Origin of the sequence: Bifidobacterium simiarum (assembly GCF_002802905.1) — a bacterium.
Classification (GTDB): Bacteria; Actinomycetota; Actinomycetes; order Actinomycetales; family Bifidobacteriaceae; genus Galliscardovia; species Galliscardovia simiarum.
The window spans coordinates 130,013-155,258 of the sequence record NZ_PEBK01000006.1 but is presented as its reverse complement, the minus strand read 5'-3'; the positions used below and the strand labels follow the sequence as shown (position 1 = coordinate 155,258).

26 protein-coding genes and 2 tRNA genes are annotated in these 25,246 nt (G+C 62.7%); 8 read left to right on the top strand and 20 right to left on the bottom strand.

What is annotated here, in order from left to right; translation table 11 throughout:
* Positions 1-93: 93 nt before the first annotated feature.
* Positions 94-1,446, bottom strand: coding sequence for a 3-phosphoshikimate 1-carboxyvinyltransferase (gene aroA / locus CSQ87_RS07435; RefSeq protein ID WP_100513288.1), 1,353 nt, complete (start codon positions 1,444-1,446; stop codon positions 94-96).
* 178 nt (positions 1,447-1,624) lie between these two features.
* Between aroA and glgX the strand changes: the two genes are divergently transcribed.
* Complete coding sequence (gene glgX, locus CSQ87_RS07430) at positions 1,625-3,763, top strand: glycogen debranching protein GlgX (RefSeq protein WP_207761117.1); 2,139 nt, start codon at positions 1,625-1,627, stop codon at positions 3,761-3,763.
* A 133-nt stretch (positions 3,764-3,896) separates the two neighbouring features.
* Here glgX and CSQ87_RS07425 read toward each other — a convergent pair whose 3' ends face one another.
* Complete coding sequence (locus CSQ87_RS07425) at positions 3,897-5,057, bottom strand: ABC transporter permease (protein WP_100513236.1); 1,161 nt, start codon at positions 5,055-5,057, stop codon at positions 3,897-3,899.
* Positions 5,058-5,263: 206 nt separating this feature from the next.
* Between CSQ87_RS07425 and CSQ87_RS07420 the strand changes: the two genes are divergently transcribed.
* Positions 5,264-5,340, top strand: a tRNA-Pro gene (locus CSQ87_RS07420).
* A 159-nt stretch (positions 5,341-5,499) separates the two neighbouring features.
* Here the strand turns inward: CSQ87_RS07420 and CSQ87_RS10930 are convergent.
* From CSQ87_RS10930 to CSQ87_RS11160, 7 genes are all read right to left on the bottom strand, one after another.
* Entirely contained in the window at positions 5,500-5,658 is a 159-nt protein-coding gene (locus CSQ87_RS10930; protein WP_165776788.1) for a hypothetical protein, read from the bottom strand.
* Positions 5,659-5,668: 10 nt separating this feature from the next.
* Entirely contained in the window at positions 5,669-6,247 is a 579-nt protein-coding gene (locus CSQ87_RS07415; protein WP_100513235.1) for a phage major capsid protein, read from the bottom strand.
* Positions 6,248-6,304: 57 nt separating this feature from the next.
* Positions 6,305-6,616, bottom strand: coding sequence for a hypothetical protein (locus CSQ87_RS07410; RefSeq protein WP_100513234.1), 312 nt, complete (start codon positions 6,614-6,616; stop codon positions 6,305-6,307).
* Between the two features lie 281 nt (positions 6,617-6,897).
* Positions 6,898-7,260, bottom strand: a complete 363-nt coding sequence (locus CSQ87_RS07405) for a DUF2513 domain-containing protein (RefSeq protein ID WP_100513233.1) — start codon at positions 7,258-7,260, stop codon at positions 6,898-6,900.
* A 14-nt stretch (positions 7,261-7,274) separates the two neighbouring features.
* A complete protein-coding gene (locus CSQ87_RS07400) occupies positions 7,275-7,544 on the bottom strand; it encodes a hypothetical protein (RefSeq protein WP_100513232.1) in 270 nt (89 codons plus the stop codon).
* A gap of 14 nt (positions 7,545-7,558) precedes the next feature.
* Positions 7,559-8,797: a VG15 protein gene (locus CSQ87_RS11355; RefSeq protein ID WP_243388886.1), complete on the bottom strand. Its 1,239-nt coding sequence runs from the start codon at positions 8,795-8,797 to the stop codon at positions 7,559-7,561.
* Complete coding sequence (locus CSQ87_RS11160) at positions 8,724-9,236, bottom strand: hypothetical protein (protein WP_100513230.1); 513 nt, start codon at positions 9,234-9,236, stop codon at positions 8,724-8,726. Before CSQ87_RS11160 ends, CSQ87_RS11355 begins: the two co-directional genes overlap by 74 nt.
* A 376-nt stretch (positions 9,237-9,612) precedes the next feature.
* On the opposite strand from CSQ87_RS11160, the gene CSQ87_RS07385 reads away from it, so the two are divergent.
* The gene (locus CSQ87_RS07385; RefSeq protein WP_100513229.1) at positions 9,613-9,831 is read left to right on the top strand and encodes a hypothetical protein; all 219 of its coding nucleotides are present in this window, start codon (positions 9,613-9,615) and stop codon (positions 9,829-9,831) included.
* Positions 9,832-9,943: 112 nt separating this feature from the next.
* On the top strand, positions 9,944-10,363 hold the full coding sequence (locus tag CSQ87_RS10800) for a hypothetical protein (RefSeq protein ID WP_133122365.1): 420 nt from the start codon (positions 9,944-9,946) through the stop codon (positions 10,361-10,363).
* Here CSQ87_RS10800 and CSQ87_RS07380 read toward each other — a convergent pair.
* From CSQ87_RS07380 to CSQ87_RS07365, 4 genes are all read right to left on the bottom strand, one after another.
* Positions 10,294-10,872 (bottom strand): RNA 2'-phosphotransferase, encoded by a 579-nt coding sequence (locus CSQ87_RS07380; protein ID WP_100513228.1) that lies wholly within the window; start codon positions 10,870-10,872, stop codon positions 10,294-10,296. The two genes, CSQ87_RS10800 and CSQ87_RS07380, sit on opposite strands and share 70 nt — an antisense overlap.
* 347 nt (positions 10,873-11,219) lie before the next feature.
* On the bottom strand, positions 11,220-11,501 hold the full coding sequence (locus CSQ87_RS07375) for a DUF4160 domain-containing protein (protein WP_100513227.1): 282 nt from the start codon (positions 11,499-11,501) through the stop codon (positions 11,220-11,222).
* On the bottom strand, positions 11,494-11,727 hold the full coding sequence (locus tag CSQ87_RS07370) for a DUF7723 family protein (RefSeq protein WP_100513226.1): 234 nt from the start codon (positions 11,725-11,727) through the stop codon (positions 11,494-11,496). Before CSQ87_RS07370 ends, CSQ87_RS07375 begins: the two co-directional genes overlap by 8 nt.
* Complete coding sequence (locus tag CSQ87_RS07365) at positions 11,720-12,025, bottom strand: DUF7724 family protein (RefSeq protein WP_100513225.1); 306 nt, start codon at positions 12,023-12,025, stop codon at positions 11,720-11,722. The genes CSQ87_RS07370 and CSQ87_RS07365 overlap by 8 nt, the downstream gene beginning before the upstream one ends.
* A gap of 412 nt (positions 12,026-12,437) precedes the next feature.
* On the opposite strand from CSQ87_RS07365, the gene CSQ87_RS07360 reads away from it, so the two are divergent.
* From CSQ87_RS07360 to CSQ87_RS10925, 3 genes are all read left to right on the top strand, one after another.
* Positions 12,438-13,784, top strand: coding sequence for a Fic family protein (locus CSQ87_RS07360; protein WP_100513224.1), 1,347 nt, complete (start codon positions 12,438-12,440; stop codon positions 13,782-13,784).
* A gap of 131 nt (positions 13,785-13,915) precedes the next feature.
* Complete coding sequence (locus CSQ87_RS07355) at positions 13,916-14,563, top strand: hypothetical protein (protein ID WP_100513223.1); 648 nt, start codon at positions 13,916-13,918, stop codon at positions 14,561-14,563.
* Positions 14,564-14,710: 147 nt separating this feature from the next.
* Positions 14,711-14,875, top strand: coding sequence for a hypothetical protein (locus tag CSQ87_RS10925; RefSeq protein WP_165776786.1), 165 nt, complete (start codon positions 14,711-14,713; stop codon positions 14,873-14,875).
* 54 nt (positions 14,876-14,929) lie between these two features.
* Here CSQ87_RS10925 and CSQ87_RS07350 read toward each other — a convergent pair whose 3' ends face one another.
* Positions 14,930-15,964, bottom strand: a complete 1,035-nt coding sequence (locus CSQ87_RS07350) for an NADAR domain-containing protein (protein WP_100513222.1) — start codon at positions 15,962-15,964, stop codon at positions 14,930-14,932.
* Between the two features lie 72 nt (positions 15,965-16,036).
* Positions 16,037-16,993, bottom strand: a complete 957-nt coding sequence (locus tag CSQ87_RS07345) for a LysR family transcriptional regulator (protein ID WP_243388878.1) — start codon at positions 16,991-16,993, stop codon at positions 16,037-16,039.
* 279 nt (positions 16,994-17,272) lie between these two features.
* On the opposite strand from CSQ87_RS07345, the gene CSQ87_RS07340 reads away from it, so the two are divergent.
* Positions 17,273-18,736 (top strand): aspartate ammonia-lyase, encoded by a 1,464-nt coding sequence (locus tag CSQ87_RS07340; RefSeq protein WP_100513286.1) that lies wholly within the window; start codon positions 17,273-17,275, stop codon positions 18,734-18,736.
* Positions 18,737-18,781: 45 nt separating this feature from the next.
* Here CSQ87_RS07340 and CSQ87_RS07335 read toward each other — a convergent pair whose 3' ends face one another.
* The 5 genes from CSQ87_RS07335 to pyk all read right to left on the bottom strand — a co-directional run bounded on the left by CSQ87_RS07335 (position 18,782) and on the right by pyk (position 25,104).
* Positions 18,782-19,702 (bottom strand): Nif3-like dinuclear metal center hexameric protein, encoded by a 921-nt coding sequence (locus tag CSQ87_RS07335; RefSeq protein WP_100513221.1) that lies wholly within the window; start codon positions 19,700-19,702, stop codon positions 18,782-18,784.
* A gap of 75 nt (positions 19,703-19,777) precedes the next feature.
* The gene (gene polA, locus CSQ87_RS07330) at positions 19,778-22,675 is read right to left on the bottom strand and encodes a DNA polymerase I (RefSeq protein WP_100513220.1); all 2,898 of its coding nucleotides are present in this window, start codon (positions 22,673-22,675) and stop codon (positions 19,778-19,780) included.
* Between the two features lie 5 nt (positions 22,676-22,680).
* Positions 22,681-23,292, bottom strand: a complete 612-nt coding sequence (locus CSQ87_RS07325) for an ANTAR domain-containing response regulator (RefSeq protein WP_100513219.1) — start codon at positions 23,290-23,292, stop codon at positions 22,681-22,683.
* A 128-nt stretch (positions 23,293-23,420) separates the two neighbouring features.
* Positions 23,421-23,494: transfer RNA gene (locus CSQ87_RS07320), tRNA-Leu, on the bottom strand.
* Between the two features lie 167 nt (positions 23,495-23,661).
* Positions 23,662-25,104: a pyruvate kinase gene (pyk, locus tag CSQ87_RS07315; RefSeq protein ID WP_100513218.1), complete on the bottom strand. Its 1,443-nt coding sequence runs from the start codon at positions 25,102-25,104 to the stop codon at positions 23,662-23,664.
* Positions 25,105-25,246 lie beyond the last annotated feature (142 nt).

Genomic DNA, 25,246 nt, shown 5'->3' with positions numbered 1-25,246 from the left:
AACGGAAAATCCCCTTTCGGATTCCAGACGGAACCTGAAAGGGGATTTTTCATGTCTCACCGGCCCGGCGGTCTCACCGACCCGGCATGGCGTTTACCGCCCCAGCATCGCGGTCCACAGTCCCGTGAAATCGGGGATGGTCTTCCTCGTCGTGGCCACGTTCACCACCTCGATGCCGGCGATGCGCAGTCCCAGCATCGCCGCGAACGTCGCCATGCGGTGGTCGGCGTACGTCTCCATCACCGCGCCGTGCAGATCCTCGGCCGGCACCGGGTCGAACGCCAGACCGTCCTCCAGTTCGCGGGCACGGCCGCCGACCCGGCCGATCTCGGTGACCAATGCGGCCAGACGGTTCGTCTCATGGCCGCGCAGATGCCCGATGCCGGTCAGTTCGGTGGGCGAATCGGCGAACACCAGCAGTGCGGCCAGCGACGGGGCGATCTCCCCCGCCGCCGACAGGTCGAAGTCGCCCAGTCCGTGGATCACGCCGTTGCCGCTCACCGACAGCGTCCGCACGTCGTCGGACTCGTCCACCGCGACCTTCGCGCCCATCCGCTCCAGATACCCGGGCAGAAGGCCGCCGGGCTGCGTGGTGGATTCGGGCCAGTTCGGCACCCGCACCGTGCCGCCGGCGATCAGGGCCGCGCCGAGGAACGGCGCCGCATTGGACAGATCGGGCTCCACCACCACGCGTCCGGGCAGCTGCAGGCCGCCGTGCGCGACCGTCCACGTATGGCCGTCCATGCCCACCTGCGCGCCCGCCGACGTCAGATCGGCCATGGTCATGCGGATATGCGGCAGACTGGGCAGGTGCTCGCCCGTGTGGGTCAGCGTCAGTCCGGCCGCGAGCCTCGGGGCGGCGAGCAGCAGGCCGGAGATGAACTGGCTGGATCCGGAGGAGTCGATGGCCACGAATCCGCCCTGGGGCGAATCCGGCGGGGTCAGGGTGAACGGCAGATACCCCCGCTCCCCCTCGTAGTCGATGCGGGCGCCCAGCTGCTCCAGACCGTCCAGCAGCGGGCCCATGGGACGCTGGTACGCCTGACGGTCGCCGTCGAACCGCACCGGGCCGTCCGCGTACAGCGCCAGCGCCGGCACGAACCGCATCACCGTGCCCGCCAGACCGCAGAACACCGTGACGTTGCCGGAGAAGACCCCATTCTCCGGCGGGATCACGGTCACGGTGGTCCCGTCGTGCCCGTCGGCCACGCAGCGCACGCCCAGCGCCTCGAGGGCGCCCATCATCAGCTCGGTGTCCCGGGATCGCAGCAGTCCTACCAGCGTGACCGGCTTCGAGCCCATGGCCGCGAGGATCAGATACCGGTTCGACAGCGACTTGCTGCCCGGGATGGTGACCGTGGCGTCCAGGGGGCCGGAAGCCACCGGCGCCGGCCACGGATCCGCGGGCGCCTGCGATGTATTGTGATGTTCCTGTGTAGCGTTCATGGTGTCATCGTAGCGCAGCGCGGGCGGGCCGGTCCGCATCATTCCACCGAGATCCGCCGTGATCCGCCTCGATCCGCTATACGGGGTCGGTCCGGGGGTTCACCTTCGGCACATCGACGGTTCACGTTCCGGCAACCGGCCGTCGGTGGATGGCGAGACAAGGTGCGATACTGGAGATATGCAGATCAGACCAGGTTCCATGTATCCGCTGGGTGCCCGCTACGATGGCGCGGGCGTTAACTTCGCGCTGTTCTCCGAAGCCGCACAGAAAGTGGAGCTCTGTCTTTTCGATGCGGACGACCACGAGACCCGCATCGAGATGACCGAACAGAACTCATACGTGTGGCACAACTACCTGCCCGGAATCCAGCCCGGACAACGCTACGGATACCGCGTATACGGACCGTACGATCCGGCGAACGGCCACCGATGCAACCCGTCGAAGCTCCTGCTCGACCCGTACGCGCAGGCCATCCAGGGCCACGTCGACGGCGACGAAAGCCTGTACTCCTACCGGTTCAGCGATCCGGACAACGTCAACGACATCAACACCATGGACTCCGCGCCCCACACCATGAAGTCCGTGGTCGTCAACCCGTTCTTCGACTGGGGCAACGACAAGCATCCGAACATCCCCTACCACGATTCGGTGATCTACGAGGCCCATGTGCGCGGCATGACGAACCTGCGCAAGGACGTGCCCGCCGAGATCCGCGGCACCTACGCCGGCCTCGCCTACCCCACGGTGGTGAGCTATCTCAAGGATCTGGGCATCACGGCGCTGGAGCTCATGCCGATCCACCAGTTCGTCAACGACTCGTTCCTCATCGAAAAGGGGCTGAGCAACTACTGGGGCTACAACACCATCGGCTTCTTCGCCCCGCACAACGCCTACTCCAGCTCGGGCGAATACGGCGAGCAGGTCAACGAGTTCAAGTCGATGGTCAAGGCCTACCACGAGGCCGGCATCGAGGTGATCCTCGACGTGGTGTACAACCACACCGCCGAAGGCAACCACCGCGGCCCGACCCTGAGCTTCCGCGGCATCGACAACCGCAACTACTACCGTCTGGTCGGCGGCGACTTCGCCCACTACTTCGACACCACCGGCACCGGCAACTCGCTGCTCATGCGTTCGCCGCACGCCCTGCAGCTCATCACCGACTCGCTGCGCTACTGGGTGACCGAAATGCACGTGGACGGCTTCCGCTTCGATCTGGCGGCCACGCTGGCGAGGCAGTTCCAGGAGGTCGACAAGCTCTCCGCGTTCTTCGACATCGTCGAACAGGATCCGGTGCTCTCCCACATCAAGCTGATCGCCGAACCGTGGGATCTCGGCTCCGGCGGATACCAGGTGGGCGGCTTCCCCTCCAGCTGGTCCGAATGGAACGGCCGGTACCGCGACTGCGTGCGCGACTTCTGGCGCTCGCAGCCCTCCACCCTGCCCGAGTTCGCCAGCCGCCTCATGGGCAGCTCTGACCTGTATCAGGCCAACGGACGCCGACCCGTCGCCTCGGTGAACTTCATCACCGCGCACGACGGCTTCACGCTCAACGATCTGGTGACCTACAACGACAAGCACAACGAGGCCAACGGCGAGGACAACCGCGACGGCGAATCGCACAACCGTTCGTGGAACTGCGGCGTCGAGGGTCCCAGCGACATCCGCGACGTGAACTGTCTGCGCCAGCGCCAGCGCCGCAACTTCATCGCCACGCTGCTCGTCAGCCAGGGCATTCCGATGATCTGCGGCGGCGACGAGGTGGGGCGCACCCAGCAGGGCAACAACAACGCGTACTGTCAGGACAACGAGATCTCGTGGACCGACTGGGAGCTCGATCAGGACCGGCGCGACCTGCTCGAGTTCACGCAGAAGTTCATCCACCTCAGGCTCAACCACCCGGTGCTGCACCGTCGTCGGTTCTTCACCGGCCGGGCCGCGGGCGACACGTCGGACCGCATCCCGCAGGCGGAATGGTTCGACCATACCGGCGAGATCATGGACCGCGAGGACTGGACCAACACGCACGCGCTGTCGGTGATGGTGTTCCTCAACGGCAAGGACATCCCCGAAACCGACTGGTACGGCTCGCCCATGACCGACAACAACTTCCTGCTCATCTTCAACGCGCACTACGAGCCGATCGTGTTCAAGCTGCCCGAGGAGAAGTACGGCTCCACGTGGACGCTGGTCGCCGACACGTTCAATCCGAAGGGACCGGAGCTGACCTATGAGGCCGGGTTCGTGATCACCGCGCAGCCGCGCAGCTTCCTGCTGCTGATGAGCGCGAAACGATCCCGCCGCATCATGGACTGACGGCCCAGCCTCATGGCATGAGGCGCGTCACTCTCCTTGCCTTCCCCCTCGGGGGAAGGTGTCCGACGCCGTCGGACGGATGAGGGGCCTGTGATCCGAGGGGTCTTGATCTGAAGGCCCTACGCCCCCACCCCTACTTCTCCGGCGACAGCCGCGATTCCGGGGCCGCGGCCGCCGGATGGGTGGCGGTCAGCTGCGCGTAGACACGGTCCGCCTCCATGGCCGCGATCTGCCGGGAGAAGACGATGAACCACCCCATGAACAGAATGCAGGCCAGCGCCTCGACGTTGGTCAGGGTGTTGCCGCCGTGCAGCCAGTGCACCCCGGCCGCGGCGATCACCGCGACGATCAGATCGGACACCACGTAGATGGCCCGGGACAGCTGGGGAGCCAGCCACGGCAGGGCGATCATCAGGATGCCCATCGGCACGCTCAGCCCCCGGGCGAACACGTTGTGCAGGATCGGATGCGGCGTGTACCGGAACATGCCCACGCCGGCGAAGCAGATGCCGGACAGCGTCAGCAGCACGGCCAGACACAGGGTCCTCGCCCAGAACCGAGGGATTTCCACTTCGGCGGAGTCCGACGCCCAGCGAAGACGCATTCGATACGTGGTGACGAGTTCGGAGACGGCGAAGTAGCTGAGGATCACCACGCAGATTCCGGCGAGGATCAGCGTGGAGTTGAACATGCGGGCCGCGAAGGTGGTGCGGTCGCCCAGCTGGGAGAAGTTGTTGCGCCACCAGTACGGATCGTCGGTGGTGAAGCCGGCGGTGGCGACGCCGGAGACCACGAAGAACGGCAGCAGCGAGGCGATGGTCTTGGCGTTGAGCAGGTCGGCCTGCACGAAGGTGACGTAGCCGGCCACGCCGGCCAGGCAGGCGGCGCAGGCAGGCAGATATGATCTGAGCGTTTCGATGCCCACCGCCCCGTTGGCGACGCGCAGCAGCGCGTACATGCACAGGAACACGGTGGCGGCGTAGACTACGGACAACGACAGGATCTCGATTCCGCGACGGACCGGCACCCACCATCCCCGTCTGAGGTTCCACGAGGAGGATCGACGCGCATACCCCACGACGAACGAGGACACCGCACAGACGGCCACCACGGCCGAACAGGCGACGAACATGCGGCCGGACACCAGCCAGATGGCCGAGGCGTAATGCACGTACACGTCCATGGCCACGCCGGAGACCACCGCGCAGCACAGGCAGGAAAGCAGTCCCATCGTCTCCGCCTGTTGGTGCCGTCCCTGCACCGTCGAACGCCCCTGCACCGACGAGTCGATCATGCGCTGCCTCCTCCCCCGTTGCGGACCGGCTCGATACGCATGCGATCGTCCGGGCCCGGTCCCACTTCCACCATATGGCCCGACGCTGATATTCACCGGAAATTCGACCCGGATTTTCCTCCATGCGCCGATGTCGGCGAGTCTCGGTTATACTGTTATCTTGTTCTGCGAAGGTGTGCCCGGTGGATGGTGCACGTTCGCCGAACCGGGCCGTAGCGCAGCTTGGTAGCGCGCCTGCTTTGGGAGCAGGATGTCGCGGGTTCGAATCCCGCCGGCCCGACCAAGGTCCCTTGAAACCATTGACGTTTCGGGTTTTTGCTTTATCGCCGGGAAACGTCTCGGACACGATTCGACACGATGACGAAATATCGGAAACAAGGGAATGCCCCCACGCGCGCATGTTGTGTAAGAGAGGGTTGCTGTAGGTCAGTCCGATGGACACCTAGCCGACGGACTGGCTGGCCTGCGTCACGTCGGCTCCCCCGTAGTCGGGGGCGCTCATGGCGCGTCTGACCATGGCGCAGGTGACGCGACGCAGCGTGACCGGGCTGGCCGACGACGTGAATCCCGGATCCACGTCGTCGGTATCGTCGTCGGCCATGACGGTCTCCTTACGCGGTGGCGGCGGTCACGGTGATCGCGGCCGCAGTGAGCTTGGCGTACGTCACGCTCGCGTCGGCGAGCATGGCGGTGGTGATGCTGCCGTCGGCGTCGGTGACCTTGTCGTCCGCGTCGTTCAGGCTCTTCCACACGGTCTTGCCGAGCTGCACCTGCGGCGCGGCGGCGAGCGTGTCGAAGTCGGCTCCCGGCACGTCGCCCAAGCCCATGATGGTCTGGTCGATCTTGCGGGCGATGGCGCCGGGCCCCTTGGCGACGATCTGCGCGTACAGGGCGTCGAAGTCGCGGCGGAACTGGTTGCTGAACGGCAGGATCACGGCGATCGTGTACGGCACCATGTCCTTCCTGCTGAAGCCGACGCCGCTCTTGGGCTTCTCGGCTCCCTCCTGCACCCAGTCGGCCTCGGGGTCGCCGGTGATGATCGGGACGCGCACGCCCTTGCCGGGCAGGTTGATCTGCGGGACGAGCTGCATGAACGCGCTCTGGTAGGCGGCGGTCTGCCAGATCTCCGCCTGGGTCTCCGGGGTCAGGTCCAGTCCGCCGGACTGTCGGTTCATGGTCGGGTCTGCCATGATTGGTCGCTCCTTTCGAGCTTGGATGATTGATGTGGTTGGTTATGGGGGGCATGGCTAGAAGTTGATGCGCTCGAACGCGTGACGCAGGTCGTCCGCGCCCTTGGAACGCGGGTCCTGCGGCAGGACGGTGCCGTCCGTGGGCGCAGGGATGCCGTTCTTGGGCATTCTGGACTCCACGTACTCGCCGATGGCCTTCGCGTGCGCCTGCATGGATTCCAGCGAATCGCCGACGATGAGGCTCACGGGCAGGCCGGTCTCATCGGCCACCTGCGTGCGCCACGCGTTCGCCTGCTTCTCGGCCTTGAGCTGGTCGAGCTCCTTCTGGAGCTTCGCCGTGCGTGCTTCGGCCTTCTGCGCTTCGCTCATCCGCGATTCCTTGAGCTGTTGCAGCTCGTCGGCCGCGGCCTTGTTGTCCTTCGCACGCTTCTCCCACTCGCGCGAATGGGAGACGGCCTCCCGGTACTTCGCCTCCCAGTCCGTGGACTTTGCTCGCCGTGCGGCTCCTGAGCGTCCTGCGACTGGTTCTGGTCGGCGTTGTCGGCGTTCTCGGCCATGAATTCCTCCTTGATGGTTGGTACGGGGCCCGTTCCGGGCATAAAAAAACCACCCATGCGGGTGGTTAAAGACATGAGAAATGGTTATAGAGGCTATAGGCCCAAAGCCTGGGAGGCGAATCCGGTCGCCACGGTCTTGACCAGCTCGAACGCCACGCTACCAACCGTCGTGGCTATCTTCTGTTTGGTTTTCGACCATATCGTGTCCGAGCGGACCGCGTCCAGAAAATCGTTGCCCTCCCAAGTCAGGGACAGGATGTCGGCCTGAACGATGTTCCCGTCAGAGGCACGGATAAGTCTCGCTTCGATGAGTCCGGCATCCTGCATGATCTTCGCATGATAGGCGACCAGCGGGAACGGGTGCGCGTCATCGACGAACGCACTGGCACTGACCGGCTGCGTGGAATCGGCACACGTCTTCAGGATCGTGCGTACCAAATCAAGATCACGACGCATAGTCGTTCCCCCTTCTAAAGATTTTTCAGACCTTCATATACATTCAGGTCTGTGTCATCAAAACCGAGACCATCATCGGCGGAGTCTCTGGCGAACAGGCCGTAGGCTCTCAAAACATCTTGGTTCGGCTTGATACCACGTTCAAGTAGTACGCTGGCACAGAAGCCGATTCCAGCGTCCTCCTCGCCATGATTCCAACAGTCAACGGCGTCGTTCGCGACTGATTCGAGTCCATGCTGCCGTAATAGCGTGATCAGCGAGTTAAATAGGGCTTCGTCATCCATAGGATTCCATTCGGCTAGGCATGGACGGGATATGCGGTGGCAATTTTACTATCACGGATTATGACTTTCACGCTGATTCCCTGATAGATGCCCGTGATCATGCTGTTTGGCCCATACTGCGTTGTCTGCAAAACACCTTTGATGGAGTCGAGAATATCGTCCGGTGTCCATTCTACGGGAAACTCGGTGCTCTTTGACGCATCCCACCACCCGTAGCCATGCATGTGCCCGCTCTGATAGGGACTACCTCGCTCTCTTTTCTTGTATTCGCCGTAGATGATGTGGTTCCACCGGGCGGAGGTGAGCAAAGGCAGGTCGTCGGGCCAGTCCCTAGGCGCTTCGAGCGGGGTGTCGGGCGGGATCCTGCCGTGATCGGGTTTCTCCGCAGCGAAGCGCGACATGAAGCGTTTGCGCTGGGAACGCCATTTGGCGTAGCTGACCGAGCCGATGCCTCGCGGGCCGGAGCCACGGGTCTGTTTGTTGTCGTCCGGATAGACGCCGTCGACGTACAGATCGGGGTGCTGGCGGCGCATGACGAACGCGACGGCGTCACCCGACGGCGAGGACGGGTCAAGGGCGACGCCGGAACGTCTGGCGTCCTTGCGCCACCGCTCCTCGAGCCGTCCCTCTCTGATGGCGTCGGCGGCCTCGACGACCCGCTCGCGCATGGCGTCGGGGTCGTAGCCGGACAGGTAGGCGTCGCGCGCCCGTTTGCCGCCTTTGGCGTCCCATTCCGGCACGATCTGGCAGTCGCAGTCGTTGTGGAACCGCCGGCCCGCGGAACCGGCTGTCTGTTTGCTGGTGTAGTCGAAGCCGCGGGATGCGAGCATCTCGCAGAACGAGCAGGTGAACACGCCCTGGGGAACTCGAGCCCAGCGCGGCCGTGCGGGATCGCATCTGATGTTGCCGAGGACCGTGGATCGTGAGGAGTAGCGGATCCACCGGTCCATGGCGTCGGCGGCGAACCGGTACATGCCGGCTTCGTCCCCCTCGAACAGCGCGCCCGCACGCCATTTCACGCTGGCACGGACGGCGTCGTCGGGGAACGCGTCGGCGAGCACGGCGTCATAGGATCCCGGCACGTATTCGCCGCGAGTGGCCTCGTACCAATCAGCCGCAGCGGCCGCGGCCATGCCGCCGTACCTGCCGACCAATGCGGGCAGGTAGTCGAGCAGCAAGTCACGCTGTGTCTCCGGCTCCAGCGGGCGGATCCTCCGCCACAGCGCCGCGAGCTCCTCCCTCGCCAGTTCCACCGCCCTCGCCTGGCTGGCCACCAGACGGTCGAGTTCCTCCCTGCCGGTCACCTGTCGCCCCTCCTCTCAGCAGTCCGTCGAGGGCATTGGTGGCCTCCGCACGTCGCTTGTCGCTCAGCAATCGGGTGATGTCCGTATCCGTGTAGCCCAATTGCTCGAGGATCACACGCGAATTGGCGAGCCACGGGATGGCCTGCACCTGCTTCAACACGGCGTCGGCCATCGCGGCCTGGCTGGGCCGCTCCGGGTTCCGCCAGTTGGCCTTCAGGTGCCGCAGCGCCTCGTCGTCAGGGCTCGTGCCGTTCAACACGGCCATGTCCTGCGCGGCGCGGCGCAGCTGGCCGCCGAACGCGTCGCACGTGTTGCGCGCCTCGATGACCAGTTCCGTCTCGGAGGCGGCGATCGCCTCCGCGCTGGACGGCCCGGAGTCGGTGAGCACGCCGGCATATTACGGACCGGGCTCTCCAACTGGCGGAACTCCATCGAGAATGGGCCCACCGATAAACAGATCCTTACGCGAATGGGGGGGGGGAGGAGAGGGAAGGTCCATGTTGGAATGGCTGAAACAGATGCCGCCATGGATGACATGATCTTCGCCTAATATGACGGATACAAGGGCTGGGTCTGGCATCCTCCACGAAACCAGAGGACCCTCTTTGAGGAGAAATACTTCAAATACGGGGAAATGAGGGCGGCCGAGGCATGGGCCGAGATGCTGGCATCGCGGATCGCCAACCCGCAGGCATGGGCGCACATTCAGCGATGGTTCCCGCACTCGGCTAGACTGTTGGACAAGATGATACAGGAGGCGCTTAGTGGATGATGACACGCTCTTCAAGGAATTCTGCGAAGAAGGCGAAAGCATGTCCTTGGGCGATCTTCTCGAAGAGTATGCCAATGTATTCCATGCGGCGTTTTTCATCATGGGGGAAGACGGCCCATACGTCAGCGATAAGGAATTACGAGACTGGCTGAACTGGTGCGTCTTCTATGGCAAGCCGCGTGACGAGTATCCGCTCACGAATCAGGATTGACCAGTCCGTTTGATTTTTAAGCCACCTTCGGGTGGCTTTTCTGTTACCAACCACCCGCACGGGTGGTTTTTATGCCCGGAACGGGCCCCATCAACATCCATAGGAGGAACACATGGCAGAGGAAGCCAACACCGCCAACCAGCGGCAGAATGCGGGCGAGCCGCACGGCGAACCGCAGTCCACGGACTGGGAGGCGAAGTACCGTGAGCCCGTCGCGCACTCGCGCGAGTGGGAGAAGCGCACGAAGGACAACAAGGCCGCGGCCGACGAGCTGCAACAGCTCAAGGAGTCGCAGATGTCCGAAGCGCAGAAGGCCGCCATCAGGGCCGAGGACATGGTCCGCGAGCGCCGGCGATGTGTTGCCGCATGTCCCGTCGCATCTTCGGTCAGCGGATCACTAACGTTGGGAACGACGAGGGCAAGAAGGCAATCGATGTCCACAACTGGTAATGCCCCGATCGTTCACTGCAACCGATGGAGATACCGGGCGGGAACGGTTTTGGTCAGCCATACGCCGTTGACGGATCGGTAGAAGACGTGACCGGCACGTCGCATCCGTGCGGCGTCGACCAGATAGATTGCGGGTTTTCCGTGCCGGCTGCCCACTTTCCGTGCCGTCCGTTCATCGGCGGAGAGATGGACGTATAAACGGCTCTGAGGAAGCAGCCCATTCGCTTCGATGGACGCGGTGAAGCGCTGAGCGGTACCGTGATAGAGCGTCTGGGGCGGTTCGGTTTGGGGCAATTCCACGTCCACCGGGATGGAGTGGCCTTGGTTCGCCCTGATTTTCGTTCCGTCCTCGTTGAAGGAGTACCGCTGCTTGTTGTCGGTGCGGACGATCTCTTCCAGCATGGCGCGGTCCAGCACCGGATATTCCTTGCCGATGCCGGCGATCAGCGCGTCCACGTCGGCCCATCCGTGTCGGTCCAGCGTAATGCCGATGACCTCGGGCCTGTGCCGCAGGATCAGGCTGATGTATTTGCTGATCTGCGTGAGGCCAGACGCGGTGCCCTGTCTGTCGTCCTGTGCGTCATGTCGCATGCCATGCCCTCTTTCCGGTTTTCGCCATCGAATGATTCACTGCTGGCTGCCATCGGATTGGTATCCGATGACCGAATGCCCCATCGTCTTTTCGTCTTTCTCCGCTTTTTCGCATCACACTCGAGATTCTCTCATCGCATCGATGCACCGCATCAACGGCATCTACGAACCGAATTTTCACAGCACAGGGTGTGACCGACGCAGCCCCGGATGTCGTCGCTCTTGTTCATAGCAATACATTCCACGCCGAAACGGCGATCGTTAAAGACGATCGACCCCAATACCCCAGAAAAGGAGCGCTCTCAAGGTCCATGAATCTAATATGCGATCAGACTAATTGAAACTCGCTAGTTCCGTCCGTAAAAGTTTTCGGTGCTGTACTCTTTCCACTTGAGGTACATCTCCCGATAGTTCTTCTTGATGAATTTCTGAATGATCGCGACTTCCTTCGCAGTGAGTCTTCCCTGACGTTCGAGCGTGGTATCGCCATTGGCTTTGACGAAAAACTTCGCGGAACCCGATTCGGTGAGCTTGGTGTCGCTGGCGTGCACATGCATGCATTCAATGACACAGAACGACGTGAAATACAGGTAATACCCGGCTACCATGAACTGGAAGTATTTAGGCATGACTTACCTCCATAAACTCCCTGTTATTCCGGTAGTAGTCCTGCACAATTCCCACTTCCATATCGTCCATGCTGGTTTCCAGTACACGACCTGTACTGTCGAGCACCACGGCTGACTTCGGAGCGTTAAGGTTCAATACTTTGACATGCCCATCAATGGTGTTAGTGAACGCGTAACCATTTACAATCATTGTCGCAGCGTTGGCGATCGCTTCAATATCAGGCATGAGCTATCTCCACTTTCTTGATCGGCTTCAGGAATTTGTCTGCATCGATGTACAGATCCGTGAGTATCGGAGCCAGGTCGATGTACTCCTCTTCGGGGGCATCATTGTGCTGGTATTGCGCGTCTACGACGAGGTATCCAGTCCCGTCCCAATGCTTGATCGCAGTGTAATGTTCCAACGAATAAGGGGCCCGGAATCGTATACGCGTTCCCTCGTGCTCGAACACGGTGAAACCGTTCTCCGCACTCAGATATGCAATGCCGTCGCCCGGTTCCCGGGCAGTCGGAAGCACGGCCATGATTCGTTCTCCTTTGGGCATTATCGCGGGTGATCAAAACCCGCATTGGCTTTGATTATAAGCGTGGGAAGTCCCATCATCCCAAATATTTGCAGTGCGATGCCTTGCCGTTGCTCTGGCTTACCGTCACATAATTGAAACGGTTCTCACTTTCCTCGGACTGGCTAGGATTCGCGGTGTTTGATGACGTCCACGTTATGGTTGAGGGATGATATCGTCCATGCTGCTCCTTTTCCACAGCATCCCCTGCCATCTGCGGACATTTCGGAGATGAACTGCGACGAATGGGGCGCATATTGGCCGCTGCGGTATTGATATGAGTCGTGCTTTAGAGGCACCTATCTAGCTTATCTCGCTTTCTATCTTATAGTTTCTATAATTAAAGGCGGAGGCAGGAAAGTGAGTCGGGACAATGAACATGAAATATAGAAGTTTGGCGAGGACATTCCACGCCGACAAGACGAACGACGCCTTCGACAATCATGCGAGACTCGCCCGGCAACGGCTCGAGGCGGACTCCACGTTCAGGACCGGGGTCGTCACACCGTTGGGTGAACTGTTCACCGCCACGCCACGAGAGACATCCATGCTCACGGAAAGCATACTCCTCGCGGAACGGCGGGTGTCCCGGCTATGGAACCAGATCCCCGGTGTCATGCGCTGGGACTACATACGGCATGCCATCAGCGAAGAACTGTTCGCCACCAACGAGATGGAAGGCGTGCGCAGCACCCGCAAGGAAACCCAGAACGCCGTGGATGCGGCCGAACGGGCTCGGAAGGAAGGCAACGAATCCAAGGCTCGGTTCAGCGAATTCGCCAGGCTGTACTTGAATCTCACCGACAGGGACTCCGCATTGCCTTCGGGAATCTCGGACATCCGTGATATCTACGACAAGGTCGTGCTCGACGAAATCATCGAGAACGACAAGCCGGACGGCGAGCTGTTCCGGAAAGGCGACGTGGAGATACAAGGTCCGCACGGTCTCGCGATCCACAACGGCGTCAGGGGCGAAGGCAACATCGGTGCGCTCCTCGCCGACATGATCCATCTTGCGGTCTCCGATGAGATTCCCCGCCTGCAATCGGCCATCATGTCGCACTTCCTGTTCGAATACGTTCACCCGTTCTACGACGGCAACGGCAGAACCGGCCGGTACCTTTTGGCACTCTACCTGAACCATGACCTGACCATGCCCACGGTGCTATCACTGTCCCGCACCATCGCGGAGAACAAGAACGCCTACTACAGGGCGTTCATGGAGGCGGAGGACAAGCTGAACTGCGGCGAGCTCACGTTTTTCGTGAACACCGTCCTCGGGTTCATCGGGAACGCCCAGAGCGAGCTGATCGACGAACTCGAGACCAGAGTCGACCAACTCGACAAGGGCCGGGCGGTCTGCGACCGGCTCGAACGGAAGCACGGCCTTTCCCCGAAAGCGGCCTCGATACTATACGGCGTGATTCAGGAGGAGATATTCGACTCGTCCAAGTCCATGACATTGGACGATGCCGCATACCAGATCGGACTATCCAAGCAAAGCGCAAGAAAGTACGTGGGAGAGCTCCTGAACGCCGGTCTTGCCGTCCAAGTCGGGAAACGCCCTCTGAGGATACGGGCATCGGAATCGTTGAGGGGACCCCTTGAAACCAGAATCATCGAACGGAGAAAAGCCCCCGAGTCGCAGCCAGCCTCATTCGATCTCTCTGGCGACCCACCAAAAAACGGTAAAGTTGAAAAGCCGGGAGACTCCACGTGACCAGCTTTCTAGACTGGAACATAAATCGAGGGGTATCTTCCGGCTTTCTTATTTCAAGCCCAACCACCTTCTGCCCGCGTCTGGCTGATCGCAGGTCCCGTAATTCCAAAGGCATAGCTAGGATTGAGTGCATGTCCACCACGCTTGTCGTGTATCCGACGACGGATTACCTGCCCTTGGTCGAAGAAACACAAAGCCGCACGCAGGAGCTCTATCAGCAGCTGCTCGACCGGTACGGCATCGACAGCACCGTGGAAGTGAAGGCGTTCTACTTCTGCAATCCTGACGAGGAATCGCATCGCGTGGATTCATCTACACGGTGGCATGTGGAAATGGATCTTTACTTCGCGTATGCGATTAACGGCGAATGGCGTTCAGGCTCGTTCCCGACTCTGATGGAACGCGCTCTGATTGATCAATGCGATATTGATGACTTTGTGAAGTCCGATGGACAAGAGGGTTATGCCCCATCACGGATGGGTGAATGCGAGCCTCTCGATGTCAATGAATTTGACGTGCCATTATCAGAGGAAACACTGGGGCTGATGAACACGCAACGTCATTTCTGGTATGACCTTCGATATTCTTGCAGTCCCGCCGTCCCCTCTGTGGGCTATGGGCTTGTCGCCGCAGCATTGGCCGAGGAAACCAATGGACGTATATCATCCCTCGATGACACTTTGAGCTTCAGAGGCCACAACGGAGAGACTGCCGAACAATTCCTCGCATGGTGGGGAGACAAGCAAATGGCCTTCTACGGGAAGGAACCCTTCCGGTGATAGGAATGGGTTGCATCGAGAGGAAGAGTCTCCGGTGATTGCCGGTGACTTTCGATACGTAAAATCGAGCCATAACCAAAAACGGATTCCGGCTAAACCAACTAGCCGGAATCCGCTCCATCCATCCTAGATCATCGGGGAAGCATCATGAAGCGAGCAACGACATTCGGAATCATCGCCGCACTGTTCGGCGCGATCTCACTGAGCGGCGCCATCGGCGGCCACCTGATCACGGCTGGCGGATTCGGTCTGGCGGCAGGCCTCATGGGGCTGACCGCAGGACTGGCCGGCAAACAGCATAGCGGCCGCTGAGGTCCTAATCCATTAATTCGCGAGAAGTCCTGCGAGCGCAGACTCGACCGATCGTCAATCCGCTGAGCTTCGCAGTTCGCGCAGTCGTCGGAGCAGGTTGAGGATCCAACCTTTGTCCAAGGCCTCGGCGATGAGCCCGTCACAGAACCGTTCGGCTTGTGTCAGCCATGTCATCAACGCCTGGATCTGCACGGCATCGAATACGGAGTAGTCCGCGGAACGTAGGGCCTCGTTCGGATCGACATCGGCATGTTCCAATACCGTGTGGTAGTCCTCCCACCCGTGGGTCGTATAGATAAGATGCCACCACTGGTCTACCGCGGGCCCGTAAGCGTAACATCCCATGGAGATTACGTCTTTTTCACGAGACTCGGGACGAACCCACTTGTACAGTTCGTGCGAAGGTCTGTCGAATTGCGGGATCAGTTCGATGAAGGGACCGTATTTGAACTCGAACGGCGTCCGGTCAGCCCTCAGCACGTCGCGTACGTCCATGAGCAGGAAACCGAGCAGGTTTCTGCCGCGCCAGTTGCGCGAATCCTTCCACCGGCTGTCGGTCTGACCGTCCTTCGTCTGCTTGCCGAGGCCCACGCCCCAGATGACGTCGAACGGCGAGCATTCGACCAGCACTTGGTCTCCGGTCTCCAGTAGTCGTTTGGCAAGATCGGGATTTTGAGTGAACTTGAACATCAGGGCCTCGAACATGTAGCCGGATGATTCCTCGTTCCATACGCTCTCGTCGAAGTTCCGCACACCGCGGCCGATCTTCTTGTACTGGTACGGTTTCAGTTCCGGCTGGAGTACGGCGTCCATTGCGGAACGGTCATGGAAGCGCCATGCCTTGCGGAACATGAACCACTGCTCGCTGCATGAGAATCGCAGTTCCCTCACCGATTCGTCGTCATCCTTCCATTCGACGACGAACGGTGCCGGGTGGAAGTTGGAGGCCCAGTCCTCCCCATTCCAGAAGCCGAAATAGGGTCTTCTCGATTCGTCCCGTCCACCGTCTTCGAAGAGGTCGGGATCGTTTCTTCCCATTGCGGCGTCATGCCATGCGGTCGCCTCGGCCACGGTCCTGATCGGCTTCATCACTCACCTGCCAATTCCCTGAACGTCGGTGCTCCAATTATAGGGTTCTCCGTCTTCATCATCACTTCCTCGTCAATCCCGCCTTTCGGTCTTGGTGAGGTCCACGTCTTCGGGGGTGGCGGTGGAGAGCAGCATGGAGACGGCGAGGTCGGCGATGTAGGAGGCCATCGGCGACAGTTCCCAGTCCTTGCGGGTCACCAGGGCGAACGTGTCGTAGATCGGGTCCGCGAACGACGTGGTGTGGACGGTGGGTGGAAAGTCCTTGTCCATGGCCACGGCCTTCGGCAGGATCGTGTCGCCCAGTCCGTGGGCCACCAGGTCGACGGCCGCGCCTACCGTTTCGATTTCGATGATCGGTTCCAGCGTGATGCCGTGCATCTGCGCCTGCTGGGCGAGCTGCCGGCGTGACGGATCATGCCAGCCGTGGTGGGCGTCGTAGAGGATCAGCGGCTCGTCGGGAATGTCCTCGACGCGCATCGGCTGGGCGCAGCGTTCGGGTTTGGAGCTGGCCCATACGATCTCCTGACGCATCAGCGGCGTGATCTCCAATCCCTCCGACGGCACGGGCAGACACAGCAGTCCAGCCTCCAGTTCGCCGTCGCGCACGGCGTCGGCCACTTCAAACGAGTTCTGGCCGACGAGCCGCAGATGCACGTTCGGATGGGCTTCGCAGAACACCGCGGCCAGCCCGGAAAGCCCGTAGTATCCGGCGTTGCGCAGAATGCCGAACGACACCGTGCCGCCCCGGCCGGTGAGCAGTGAGGTCAGGGCGTTCTGTGCGACGAGGGCGCCGTCGAGCAGTCGCTTCGCCCATGGCAGCAGCGTGCGCCCGGCCGTGGTGAGGACCAGTCGACGCCCCCCTCTCACGAACAGCGGCAGCCCGTAGCTGGTTTCGATCTTGCGCACCAGTTCGCTCACCGTGGGCTGGGTCATGCCCATGTAGTCGGCGGCGGCGGTGAACGATCCCAGGGTGGCGGCGTAGTAGAACGCCTGCACCTGCGTCAGCGTCATCGAAGCGGCGGCCATCATGCACCTCCTTGGCTTGGTCTGTGCCCGTTGGTATGCGGTCACGCTACATCCCATAGGTTTTCCCTGTGTTAATTCAAGGAAGTGGTGCTCTTGTGCGATAGATCGCGGGTGCGTATGGTCGGGAACTGTTGATTTCGAAGGCGGATCCCCAACCGGGATCGGAAACCCACGCCACGGAAACCGACATCCATCGTCCCGGAGACACCGGGCTCCGATCGAACAACCGGGAGGCTATCAATGACCGCTGCGACCCTGACCGATGTGGACACCACCAAGACCATGCATCCGCGGAACGCCGGAGCGACCGCCGCCGCACGCACCACGGCCGACGCCGGATCCAACGGCGCCGACGACGTCAGGATCGAGCACGACTGCATCGGCTCCCTGCCCGTGCCGGCGAAGGCCTACTGGGGCATCCACACGCAGCGCGCCATCGAGAACTTCCCGATCTCCGGCATCCCGGTCAGCCACCACCCCGAACTGATCCGCGCCTACGCGCTGGTCAAGCAGGCATGCGCCCGCGCCAACGCCGATCTGGGCGGCATCACCCATACGCAGTGCCGGCTCATCGACGCGGCCTGCCGCGACCTGTACGACGGCCGTCTCGACGACCAGTTCCCCGTGGACGTGCTGCAGGGCGGCGCGGGCACCAGCACCAACATGAACGTGAACGAGGTGATCGCCAACCGGGCGCTGGAGATCGCCGGCCGTCCGCGCGGCGACTACCGGTTCATCCACCCCAACGACACCGTCAACAAGTCCCAGTCCACCAACGACACGTATCCGGCGGCCTGTCGGCTCGCCCTGATCTTCGCACTGCGCAAGCTCATCCGCAGCGGCGAGGCACTGGCCATGTCGTTCATGGCGCTGTCCCACCGCACCGCCCACGTCGTCAAGCTGGGCCGCACCCAGCTGCAGGACGCCGTGCCGATGACGTTCGGCCAGGAGTTCGGCGCGTTCCATTCCGTGCTGTGCGACGACGTGCGCGGCCTCAACGCCGAGATCGGCCGGCTTTCCACGGTGAACCTCGGCGGCACGGCCATCGGCACCGGCATCTGCGCCGACCCGCGGTTCCGCGAAACCGTGATCAGGCACCTGCGGTACGTGTCCGGCATCGGCGTGGAAGCGGCTCGGGATTCCATCGCCGCCACCAGCGACATGGGCGACTTCGTCGACACGTCGAGTGCGATGAAGCGCATGGCCGTACACCTGGGCAAGATCGCCAACGACATCCGTCTGCTCACCAGCGGACCGCAGGCCGGGCTCGTGGAGATCCACATCCCGGCGCGTCAGGCGGGCTCCTCGATCATGCCGGGCAAGATCAACCCGGTGATCCCCGAAAGCGTGAACCAGAGCGTGTTCACGGTGATGGGCATGGACACCACCGTGGCGTTCGCCGCCGAAGCCGGACAGCTGCAGCTCAACGCCTTCGAACCGGTGGTCGTGCACGCGCTGCTCGACGGCATGACGATTCTCGCCCACGCGATGGATACGCTGCGCGCCAACTGTGTGGACGGCATCACGGTCAATGCGGCGGTCGGCCGTCAGCGCGCCGAGCACAGCGCCTCGCTGGCCACGTCGCTCAACGGGTACGTGGGCTATGAGGAGGCGGTGAGGCTGGCGAAGAAGGCGCTGGCCGAAGGCCGCAGCGTGCATGACGTGGCCGTGGACGAGGGTCGGATCCGCAGGGAGATCCTCGACGACGTGCTCGACCCGCTCAAGCTCTCCCGCCTGCACGAGTAGGTTCCACGACGAGATCCCGGCCCACAAGGCCGGCCGGCGTTGGCCCTACAGCCGGAACGTCCAGGGATCGGTGTTCGTCCGCGACAGTTCGATCCGCAGACGGACGCCGGTCTCCCGTTCGATGGCGTCAGCCACGTCGCCGACGAGATAGTGGAACAGCGACCGTTCGATCGCCGAATGCGGCGTGTTGATCAGCATCGGCCGGGCGATCGCATCGGCCGGGCCCGACATGGCCGAATCCGACAGACCCGGACCGGGCATGAGTCCGCGGGCACGCAGATCGGCCTCGTATACTGCCTGCTGACGGGCGTCGGTGGCCGGATGATGACGCAGATCGCTGGTGATGTACACGTCGGCGCCGCTCGCCCTCACCTCGTCGAACAGGGAGTCGCCCGACCCGGGCAGGGTGGCCACCGTACGGACCGTGGCGTCCGGGTCCCCGGCCACCTGAATCCCCATCTGCGTGGCGGGCAGCAGATCGGCGACCCGATGGGCGAGATCGGCCAGACTCATGGGTTCGGCAAGACGGCCGATGCGGCCGAGCCCCACGGAATGCTCGCTCTTCGGATCGTCGATGGGCACCAGCGGGGTCTGGTCGATGAGCCCCAGACGGTCGGCGAAGGCGTGGGCCGTGCCGCGATGCGCCGAATCGGCGTTGGTATGCCCCACCCACAGCGCGCAGCCGGCGCCGATCAGCCGGTTGACGATGTCGCCGCGGAAGCCCAGACCGGAGACCGCGTGCACCGACCGGAAGAACAGCGGATGATGGGTGATCATGAGATCGGCGCCGAAGTCGATCGCCTCGCGGACGGTCGCCATCGTCGGATCGACCGCGCAGTACACGCGGCGTACCGGATGAGCGAGATCGCCGACGATCAGTCCCGGCTCATCCCAGCTTTCCGCGTATCGCAGCGGATACAGCGTTTCCAGTACGTCAACGACCTGCCTCACCGTGGGGTCACCCATACGTCCTCCTTATCGCGACCTTCATCGAGACCTTCGTTCGCTCCGCCGTGCCGATGATCCTCGCCGTACCGCCGGTCAGTGCGCGGCCAGCTGCCAGTCGTCGCCGATGCCGGTGGAGACGTCCAGCGGCACGTCGAGCCGCACGGCGTCCTCCATGGCCCGGCTCACCAGTTCGGAGACCCGGTCGGCCTCTCCCCCGGCGATCTCCAGCACCAGTTCGTCGTGGATCTGCAGGATGATCCGGCTCCTCACCCCGGCGTCGCGCAACGCCCGGTCGGCCTTGATCATCGCCAGCTTCATGATGTCCGCGGCGGTACCCTGGATCGGCGCGTTGAGCGCGCCACGCTCGGCCGCGTCACGGACGCGACGGTTCGTGGACCGCAGTCCGGGGAAATACCGGCGACGGCCGAACATCGTCTCGGTGTAGCCCTTCTCGCGCGCCTGGGAGACCAGGGTCTCCAGATACTCGTGCACCTTGCCGAACGTGGCGAAGTACTTGTCCTTGAGCACGTCGGCCTCGGCCGGCGAGATCTTCAGCTGCTGGGCCAGTCCGTAGGTGCTCAGCCCGTAGGCCAGACCGTAGCTCATCGCCTTCACGTGGGAGCGCTGGTCGCCGGTGATCTCGTCCATCGGAATGCCGTAGACCAGCGACGCCACGTAGCGGTGGAAGTCGGCGCCCGACCTGAACGCCTCGATCAGCGCCTCGTCGCCGGAACAGTGCGCCATGATGCGCAGCTCCACCTGCGAGTAGTCGCAGCTCATCAGCGACACGTAGCCGTCCCCGGGCACGAACGCGCCGCGGATCTCCCTGCCGGCCACGTTCCGGTTGGGGATGTTCTGCAGGTTCGGTGCCACGGAGCTCAGTCGGCCGGTGGCGGCCACAGTCTGCTCGAACGTGGTGTGGATCCGGCCGTCGTGCTCGTTCACCTCGTCGAGCAGGCTCTGCACGATCTGCTTGAGCTTGTTGGTCTCGCGGAACCTCAGCAGCGAGACGAGGAACATGCTCGCCCGCTCGTTGTTGACGTTGCGGATCGCCATGTCCTGCAGGGCCGAGGCGTCGGTGGTGTATCCGCCGCTCTTGGTCTTGCGGGTGCCGCGCAGCTTCATGTCGTCGAACAGCACGGCCTGCAGCTGCTTGGGGCTCTGCAGGTTGATGCGCTTGTTGGCCGCATCCCACGCCTGCTCCTGCGCCTCGCGGGCCTCGGCGGCGAACCGGTCGCGCATGTCGATCAGACGGGCCCTGTCCACGGCGGCGCCGCGCAGCTCCATGCCCGCCAGGATCTCGGAAACCGGCAGTTCGATGGTGTGCATCAGCTCGTACTGGTGCCGCTGGACCATCATCGGTACCAGTCTGCGGGTCAGCGCGGCCACGCATGCCGCACGACGGGCCGTCAGGTTCGGGTCCAGATCGCCGGCGTCCCGCTGCGACTCGGTGTCGTCCAGCAGCAGCTCCCCCTGTGCGGAGGACTGTCCGTCCTCGGCCTGCACCTGCACGTCGAGGAAATGGGCGACCGCGGCGTCCAGGGAATCGGGATGATAGTCGGATTCGACCAGATATCCGGCAAGCTGGGTGTCGAACCACGGGTGGACAGGGGTGATGCCCAGGGCGCGCAGCAGATGGATCTGCTCCTTGTAGCCGTGCACCGCACAGAAGCCTCCGCGGGTCGCCAGCAATCCGGAGATCGACTCATGGCATTCCCGCGCCAATGACGGGGCGAGCACCGCCGCATGGTGGTCCGGTGCGAGGATCGTCAGCGAGGTCGGCTTGCTTTCCCCGTGGCGCAGGGTGCCTTCGGCGTGGAGGGTCCAGAAACCCTGCACGCTTTGCAAGGGATCGTCCAGCGCCGAGACGTCGGCATCCGCCGCCTGTTCGGCCGGCTTCGCATGCCCGATCGGCATCGGATGCCCGATCGACATCGTGCGCTCGGCCACCGTCGAGATGAGATGCTCGGAGATCCAGCCGTCCAGATCCGCACGCGACGCGATAGCGTCGATCGTCGGATTCTCGATGGTGCATTCCTCGGCATCCTCGACGGGTTCGTCCGTCGTATGCTCCCCTCCCGGGAACGCCTTGAGCAGACGCTGCTTGGTCCGCGGACCGAACTCCAGTTGGGCGAACAGCTTGTCCACCGCGGACAGATCCGGTCCCGCGAATACCAGATCATGCACTTCGGTATCTAGGTCGAGATCGCGCACCAGCGCGTTGACCTTGCGGTTGAGCCTGACCTGATCGAGATTCTCGCGCAGGGCCTCGCCCTTCTTGCCCCCGATCTCGTCCGCATGTTCGATGATGGCGTCGAGGGAACCGAACTGGTTGATCCACTTTGCGGCGAATCCGTCGCCCACGCCGGGCACGCCGGGGATGTTGTCCGCGGTCTCGCCGCGCAACGCCGCCAGATCCGGGTATCGCTGCGGCGGCACCTTGTACTTGGCCTCCACCGCCTCCGGAGTCATGTGCTTGAGATCCTTGAAATGATGGCCGGGATACAGCACCGTGATCTTGTCGTCGATCAGCTGGAAGGCGTCACGGTCCCCGGAAAGCACCAGAGTGTCGAATCCGGCGTCCTCGCCCATCGTGGCGAGGGTGGCGATGACGTCATCACCTTCGAAACCCGGCTTCTCGATATACGTCACGCCTAGAGCCTTCAGCATGTCCTGAATGAGCGGCAGCTGCGCGAGCAGATCCTCGGGGGCGGCGTCACGGGTGCCCTTGTACTGCGGCAGCAGCTGATTGCGGAACGTGCCGCCTTTCACGTCGAACGCCACGGCGATATGCGTGGGGTGCTCATCCAGAATCACCCTCGACAGCATGGAGGCGAAGCCCCACACCGCGTTCGTGGCCACGCCGTCCGACGTGGTGAAATTCTCCACCGGCAGGGCGAAATAGGCCCTGAATGCCAGTGAATGGCCGTCAACGACCAGCAGACGCCTGTCTGCGATCGCTGGTTTCAGACTGGTCGCAGACAGTGCCATCGACCTCAGCCCTGCACCTGATCGATGACGGCGTCCGCGACCTCCTGCATGGTCAGACGACGATCCATCGAGGTCTTCTGGATCCAGCGGAACGCCTCGGATTCGCTCAGGCCCATCTTCTCCATGAGCAGGCCCTTGGCACGGTCCACGCGCTTGCGGGCCTCGAAACGGGCCTTCATGTCGGAGACTTCGTCACGCAGGGCGTTCATCTGATCGAAGCGGCTGATGGCCACCTCGAGGGCCGGGAACAGCTTTTCGGGTACGAACGGCTTGACCACATACGCCATGGCGCCGGCATCGGCGGCCTTCTCCACCAGATTCTGCTGCGAGAACGCCGTCAGCATCACCACGGGGGCCAGATTGTCCTGGGCGATCTCCTTGGCGGCCGTGATGCCATCCTTCACCGGCATCTTGACGTCCATCACCACGACGTCCGGTTCAAGCTCCTTGACCAGATCGACGGCCTCCTGACCGCTGGCGGCCTCACCGACCACGTCGTATCCGGCGGCGCGAAGGGATTCCACGATATCGAGACGAATCAAGGCTTCGTCCTCGGCCACCACCACGGTACGACCCTTGGGATCATCGACCAGATCTTCAACATCCACATCAGCCATGTGAGAAGCCCCTTTCGTTATCACAAATCTCGTGGCTAGCCGCCGACTTCTTTGTAAGCAGGGGCGCGCCGTCAGGCCTGGCGAATTCAGAGCCAAACAAAGAAAAAGCAGCCGAAGCCGCCCGACCGTGCCCCGGGTGGGACTCGAACCCACACTGTACAGATTTTGAGGCTGTCTCCTCTACCAATTGGGATACCGGGGCGTTTTCCTCCTTGTGAGAGAGTACACCATTTGATTCCCCCACACAAAGATTTAGGCCCGCCCGCGTGTCTTATGACTGCACGCGAACGGGCCCGACGATCATCCGGTCCGCGGGATCATCCCGAGGACCGTCACGATCATGCCATCAACGGCTCACTCGATATCGGCTCACTCGCCGGCACCGACGGTGTGCACGTAGATGGAGTCGGTGCTGCCCGGCTTGTGGTCGCCCTGGGAGCAGCTCAGCACCACGATGTGGTCGCCGTCCTCCACCTTGCCGGCGGCCTTCAGCGTGGAGTCGGCAAGGGCCATGACCTCCTTGCGGGTCATGTCATGGTAGTCCTTGTCGAGCAGGAAGGCCTCGGTGCCCCAGCTCAGGGCCAGCCAGTGCTGGGTGTGCTCGTTGGCGGTCAGGCCGTAGATCGGGGCGGCCGGACGCTCGCGGGCGATGCGGTGCACGGTGTCACCGGTCTGGGTGAAGGCCACGATGGCCTTGGCGTTGAGCTTGTCGGCCAGATCCACGGCGGCGGAGGACACGGCGCCGGACTTGGACATGTCCAGGTTCTTGAGCTCCGGGATGCGGTCGAAGCCGTGGGAAGTGGCGTACTCGGAGATGCGGGACATGGTGGCCACGGTCTCGGTCGGGTACTTGCCGACGGCGGTCTCGTTGGAGGTCATGGTGGCGTCGGCGCCGTCAAGCACGGCGTTGGCGCAGTCGGAGGCCTCGGCGCGGGACGGCACCGGGGAGTTGACCATGGAGCCGAGCACCTCGGTGGCCACGATCACGGGCTTGGCGTACTTGCGGGCCAGCTCGATGATGCGCTTGGTGGCCAGCGGGACCTCTTCCAGCGGGCACTCGACGGCCATGTCGCCACGGGCGGCCATGATGCCGTCGAAGGCCTTGACGATATCCTCGAGGTTCTCGAGGGCCTGCGGCTTCTCGATCTTGGCGACGATCGGGATGCGACGGCCTTCCTCGTCCATGATCTCGTGGGCGCGGTCGATGTCGGTGGCGAAGCGCACGAAGGACATGGCGATGATGTCGGCGCCGGTGCGGATGGCCCAGCGCAGATCGGCCTCGTCCTTCTCGGTCAGGGCGGGCAGGCTCACGGCCACGCCGGGCAGGTTGATGCCCTTGTGGGAGGAGACGGGGCCGGCCACGACGACCTTGGTGTGCACGTTGTTGCCCTCGACGCTGGTGACCTCGAGACGGACCTTGCCGTCATCGATGAGGATCGGGTCTCCCGGGTGGCAGTCGCCGGGCAGGCCCTTGAAGGTGGTGGAGGTGATGGTCTCGTCGCCCTCGATGTCGTCGGTGGTGATGGTGAATTCCTGACCGACCTTCAGGAAGACCTTGTCCTCGCCGTCGGCGTTCTTCTTGAACCAGCCACAGCGGATCTTCGGACCCTGCAGATCAACCAGAGCGGCGACATTACGACCAACGGTCTTGCCGGCTTCGCGAAGATTGTTGTAGACCTTCAGATGATCTTCGGGCGTGCCGTGGGAACGATTCAGACGAGCGACGTCCATTCCGGCCTCGACGAGCTTGGTGATGTTCTCCAGAGACTCGGTAGCCGGTCCGATGGTATCTACGATCTTGGCTTTACGCATATTGCCTGCCTATTCCTTCTAGACGGTGGGGGCATGGAAATCCCATACCCCGCTGTTGCCGTGGATTAGTTTACTAGCTGTTCCAGACCGGAGCGCCAAGCGAGGCGGCGTGTTGTGTGAGCGCTCACCCCGCCGCATCCCC

Excerpts from the sequence above, each read along its gene's own strand:
- CSQ87_RS07405 (WP_100513233.1), bottom strand. The coding sequence starts at position 7,260 with ATGCGTCGTGATCTTGATTTGGTACGCACGATCCTGAAGACGTGTGCC.
- glgX (WP_207761117.1), top strand. The coding sequence starts at position 1,625 with ATGCAGATCAGACCAGGTTCCATGTATCCGCTGGGTGCCCGCTACGAT.
- CSQ87_RS07415 (WP_100513235.1), bottom strand. The coding sequence starts at position 6,247 with ATGGCAGACCCGACCATGAACCGACAGTCCGGCGGACTGGACCTGACC.
- CSQ87_RS07370 (WP_100513226.1), bottom strand. The coding sequence starts at position 11,727 with ATGCCTGATATTGAAGCGATCGCCAACGCTGCGACAATGATTGTAAAT.
- aroA (WP_100513288.1), bottom strand. The coding sequence starts at position 1,446 with ATGAACGCTACACAGGAACATCACAATACATCGCAGGCGCCCGCGGAT.
- CSQ87_RS07400 (WP_100513232.1), bottom strand. The coding sequence starts at position 7,544 with ATGGATGACGAAGCCCTATTTAACTCGCTGATCACGCTATTACGGCAG.
- CSQ87_RS07325 (WP_100513219.1), bottom strand. The coding sequence starts at position 23,292 with ATGGCTGATGTGGATGTTGAAGATCTGGTCGATGATCCCAAGGGTCGT.
- CSQ87_RS07340 (WP_100513286.1), top strand. The coding sequence starts at position 17,273 with ATGCATCCGCGGAACGCCGGAGCGACCGCCGCCGCACGCACCACGGCC.
- CSQ87_RS10930 (WP_165776788.1), bottom strand. The coding sequence starts at position 5,658 with ATGGCCGACGACGATACCGACGACGTGGATCCGGGATTCACGTCGTCG.
- polA (WP_100513220.1), bottom strand. The coding sequence starts at position 22,675 with ATGGCACTGTCTGCGACCAGTCTGAAACCAGCGATCGCAGACAGGCGT.
- CSQ87_RS07350 (WP_100513222.1), bottom strand. The coding sequence starts at position 15,964 with ATGAAGCCGATCAGGACCGTGGCCGAGGCGACCGCATGGCATGACGCC.
- CSQ87_RS07365 (WP_100513225.1), bottom strand. The coding sequence starts at position 12,025 with ATGGCCGTGCTTCCGACTGCCCGGGAACCGGGCGACGGCATTGCATAT.
- CSQ87_RS07345 (WP_243388878.1), bottom strand. The coding sequence starts at position 16,993 with ATGATGGCCGCCGCTTCGATGACGCTGACGCAGGTGCAGGCGTTCTAC.
- CSQ87_RS07335 (WP_100513221.1), bottom strand. The coding sequence starts at position 19,702 with ATGGGTGACCCCACGGTGAGGCAGGTCGTTGACGTACTGGAAACGCTG.
- pyk (WP_100513218.1), bottom strand. The coding sequence starts at position 25,104 with ATGCGTAAAGCCAAGATCGTAGATACCATCGGACCGGCTACCGAGTCT.
- CSQ87_RS07360 (WP_100513224.1), top strand. The coding sequence starts at position 12,438 with ATGAACATGAAATATAGAAGTTTGGCGAGGACATTCCACGCCGACAAG.
- CSQ87_RS07375 (WP_100513227.1), bottom strand. The coding sequence starts at position 11,501 with ATGCCTAAATACTTCCAGTTCATGGTAGCCGGGTATTACCTGTATTTC.
- CSQ87_RS07410 (WP_100513234.1), bottom strand. The coding sequence starts at position 6,616 with ATGAGCGAAGCGCAGAAGGCCGAAGCACGCACGGCGAAGCTCCAGAAG.
- CSQ87_RS07425 (WP_100513236.1), bottom strand. The coding sequence starts at position 5,057 with ATGATCGACTCGTCGGTGCAGGGGCGTTCGACGGTGCAGGGACGGCAC.
- CSQ87_RS10925 (WP_165776786.1), top strand. The coding sequence starts at position 14,711 with ATGAAGCGAGCAACGACATTCGGAATCATCGCCGCACTGTTCGGCGCG.
- CSQ87_RS07355 (WP_100513223.1), top strand. The coding sequence starts at position 13,916 with ATGTCCACCACGCTTGTCGTGTATCCGACGACGGATTACCTGCCCTTG.
- CSQ87_RS07380 (WP_100513228.1), bottom strand. The coding sequence starts at position 10,872 with ATGCGACATGACGCACAGGACGACAGACAGGGCACCGCGTCTGGCCTC.
- CSQ87_RS10800 (WP_133122365.1), top strand. The coding sequence starts at position 9,944 with ATGGCAGAGGAAGCCAACACCGCCAACCAGCGGCAGAATGCGGGCGAG.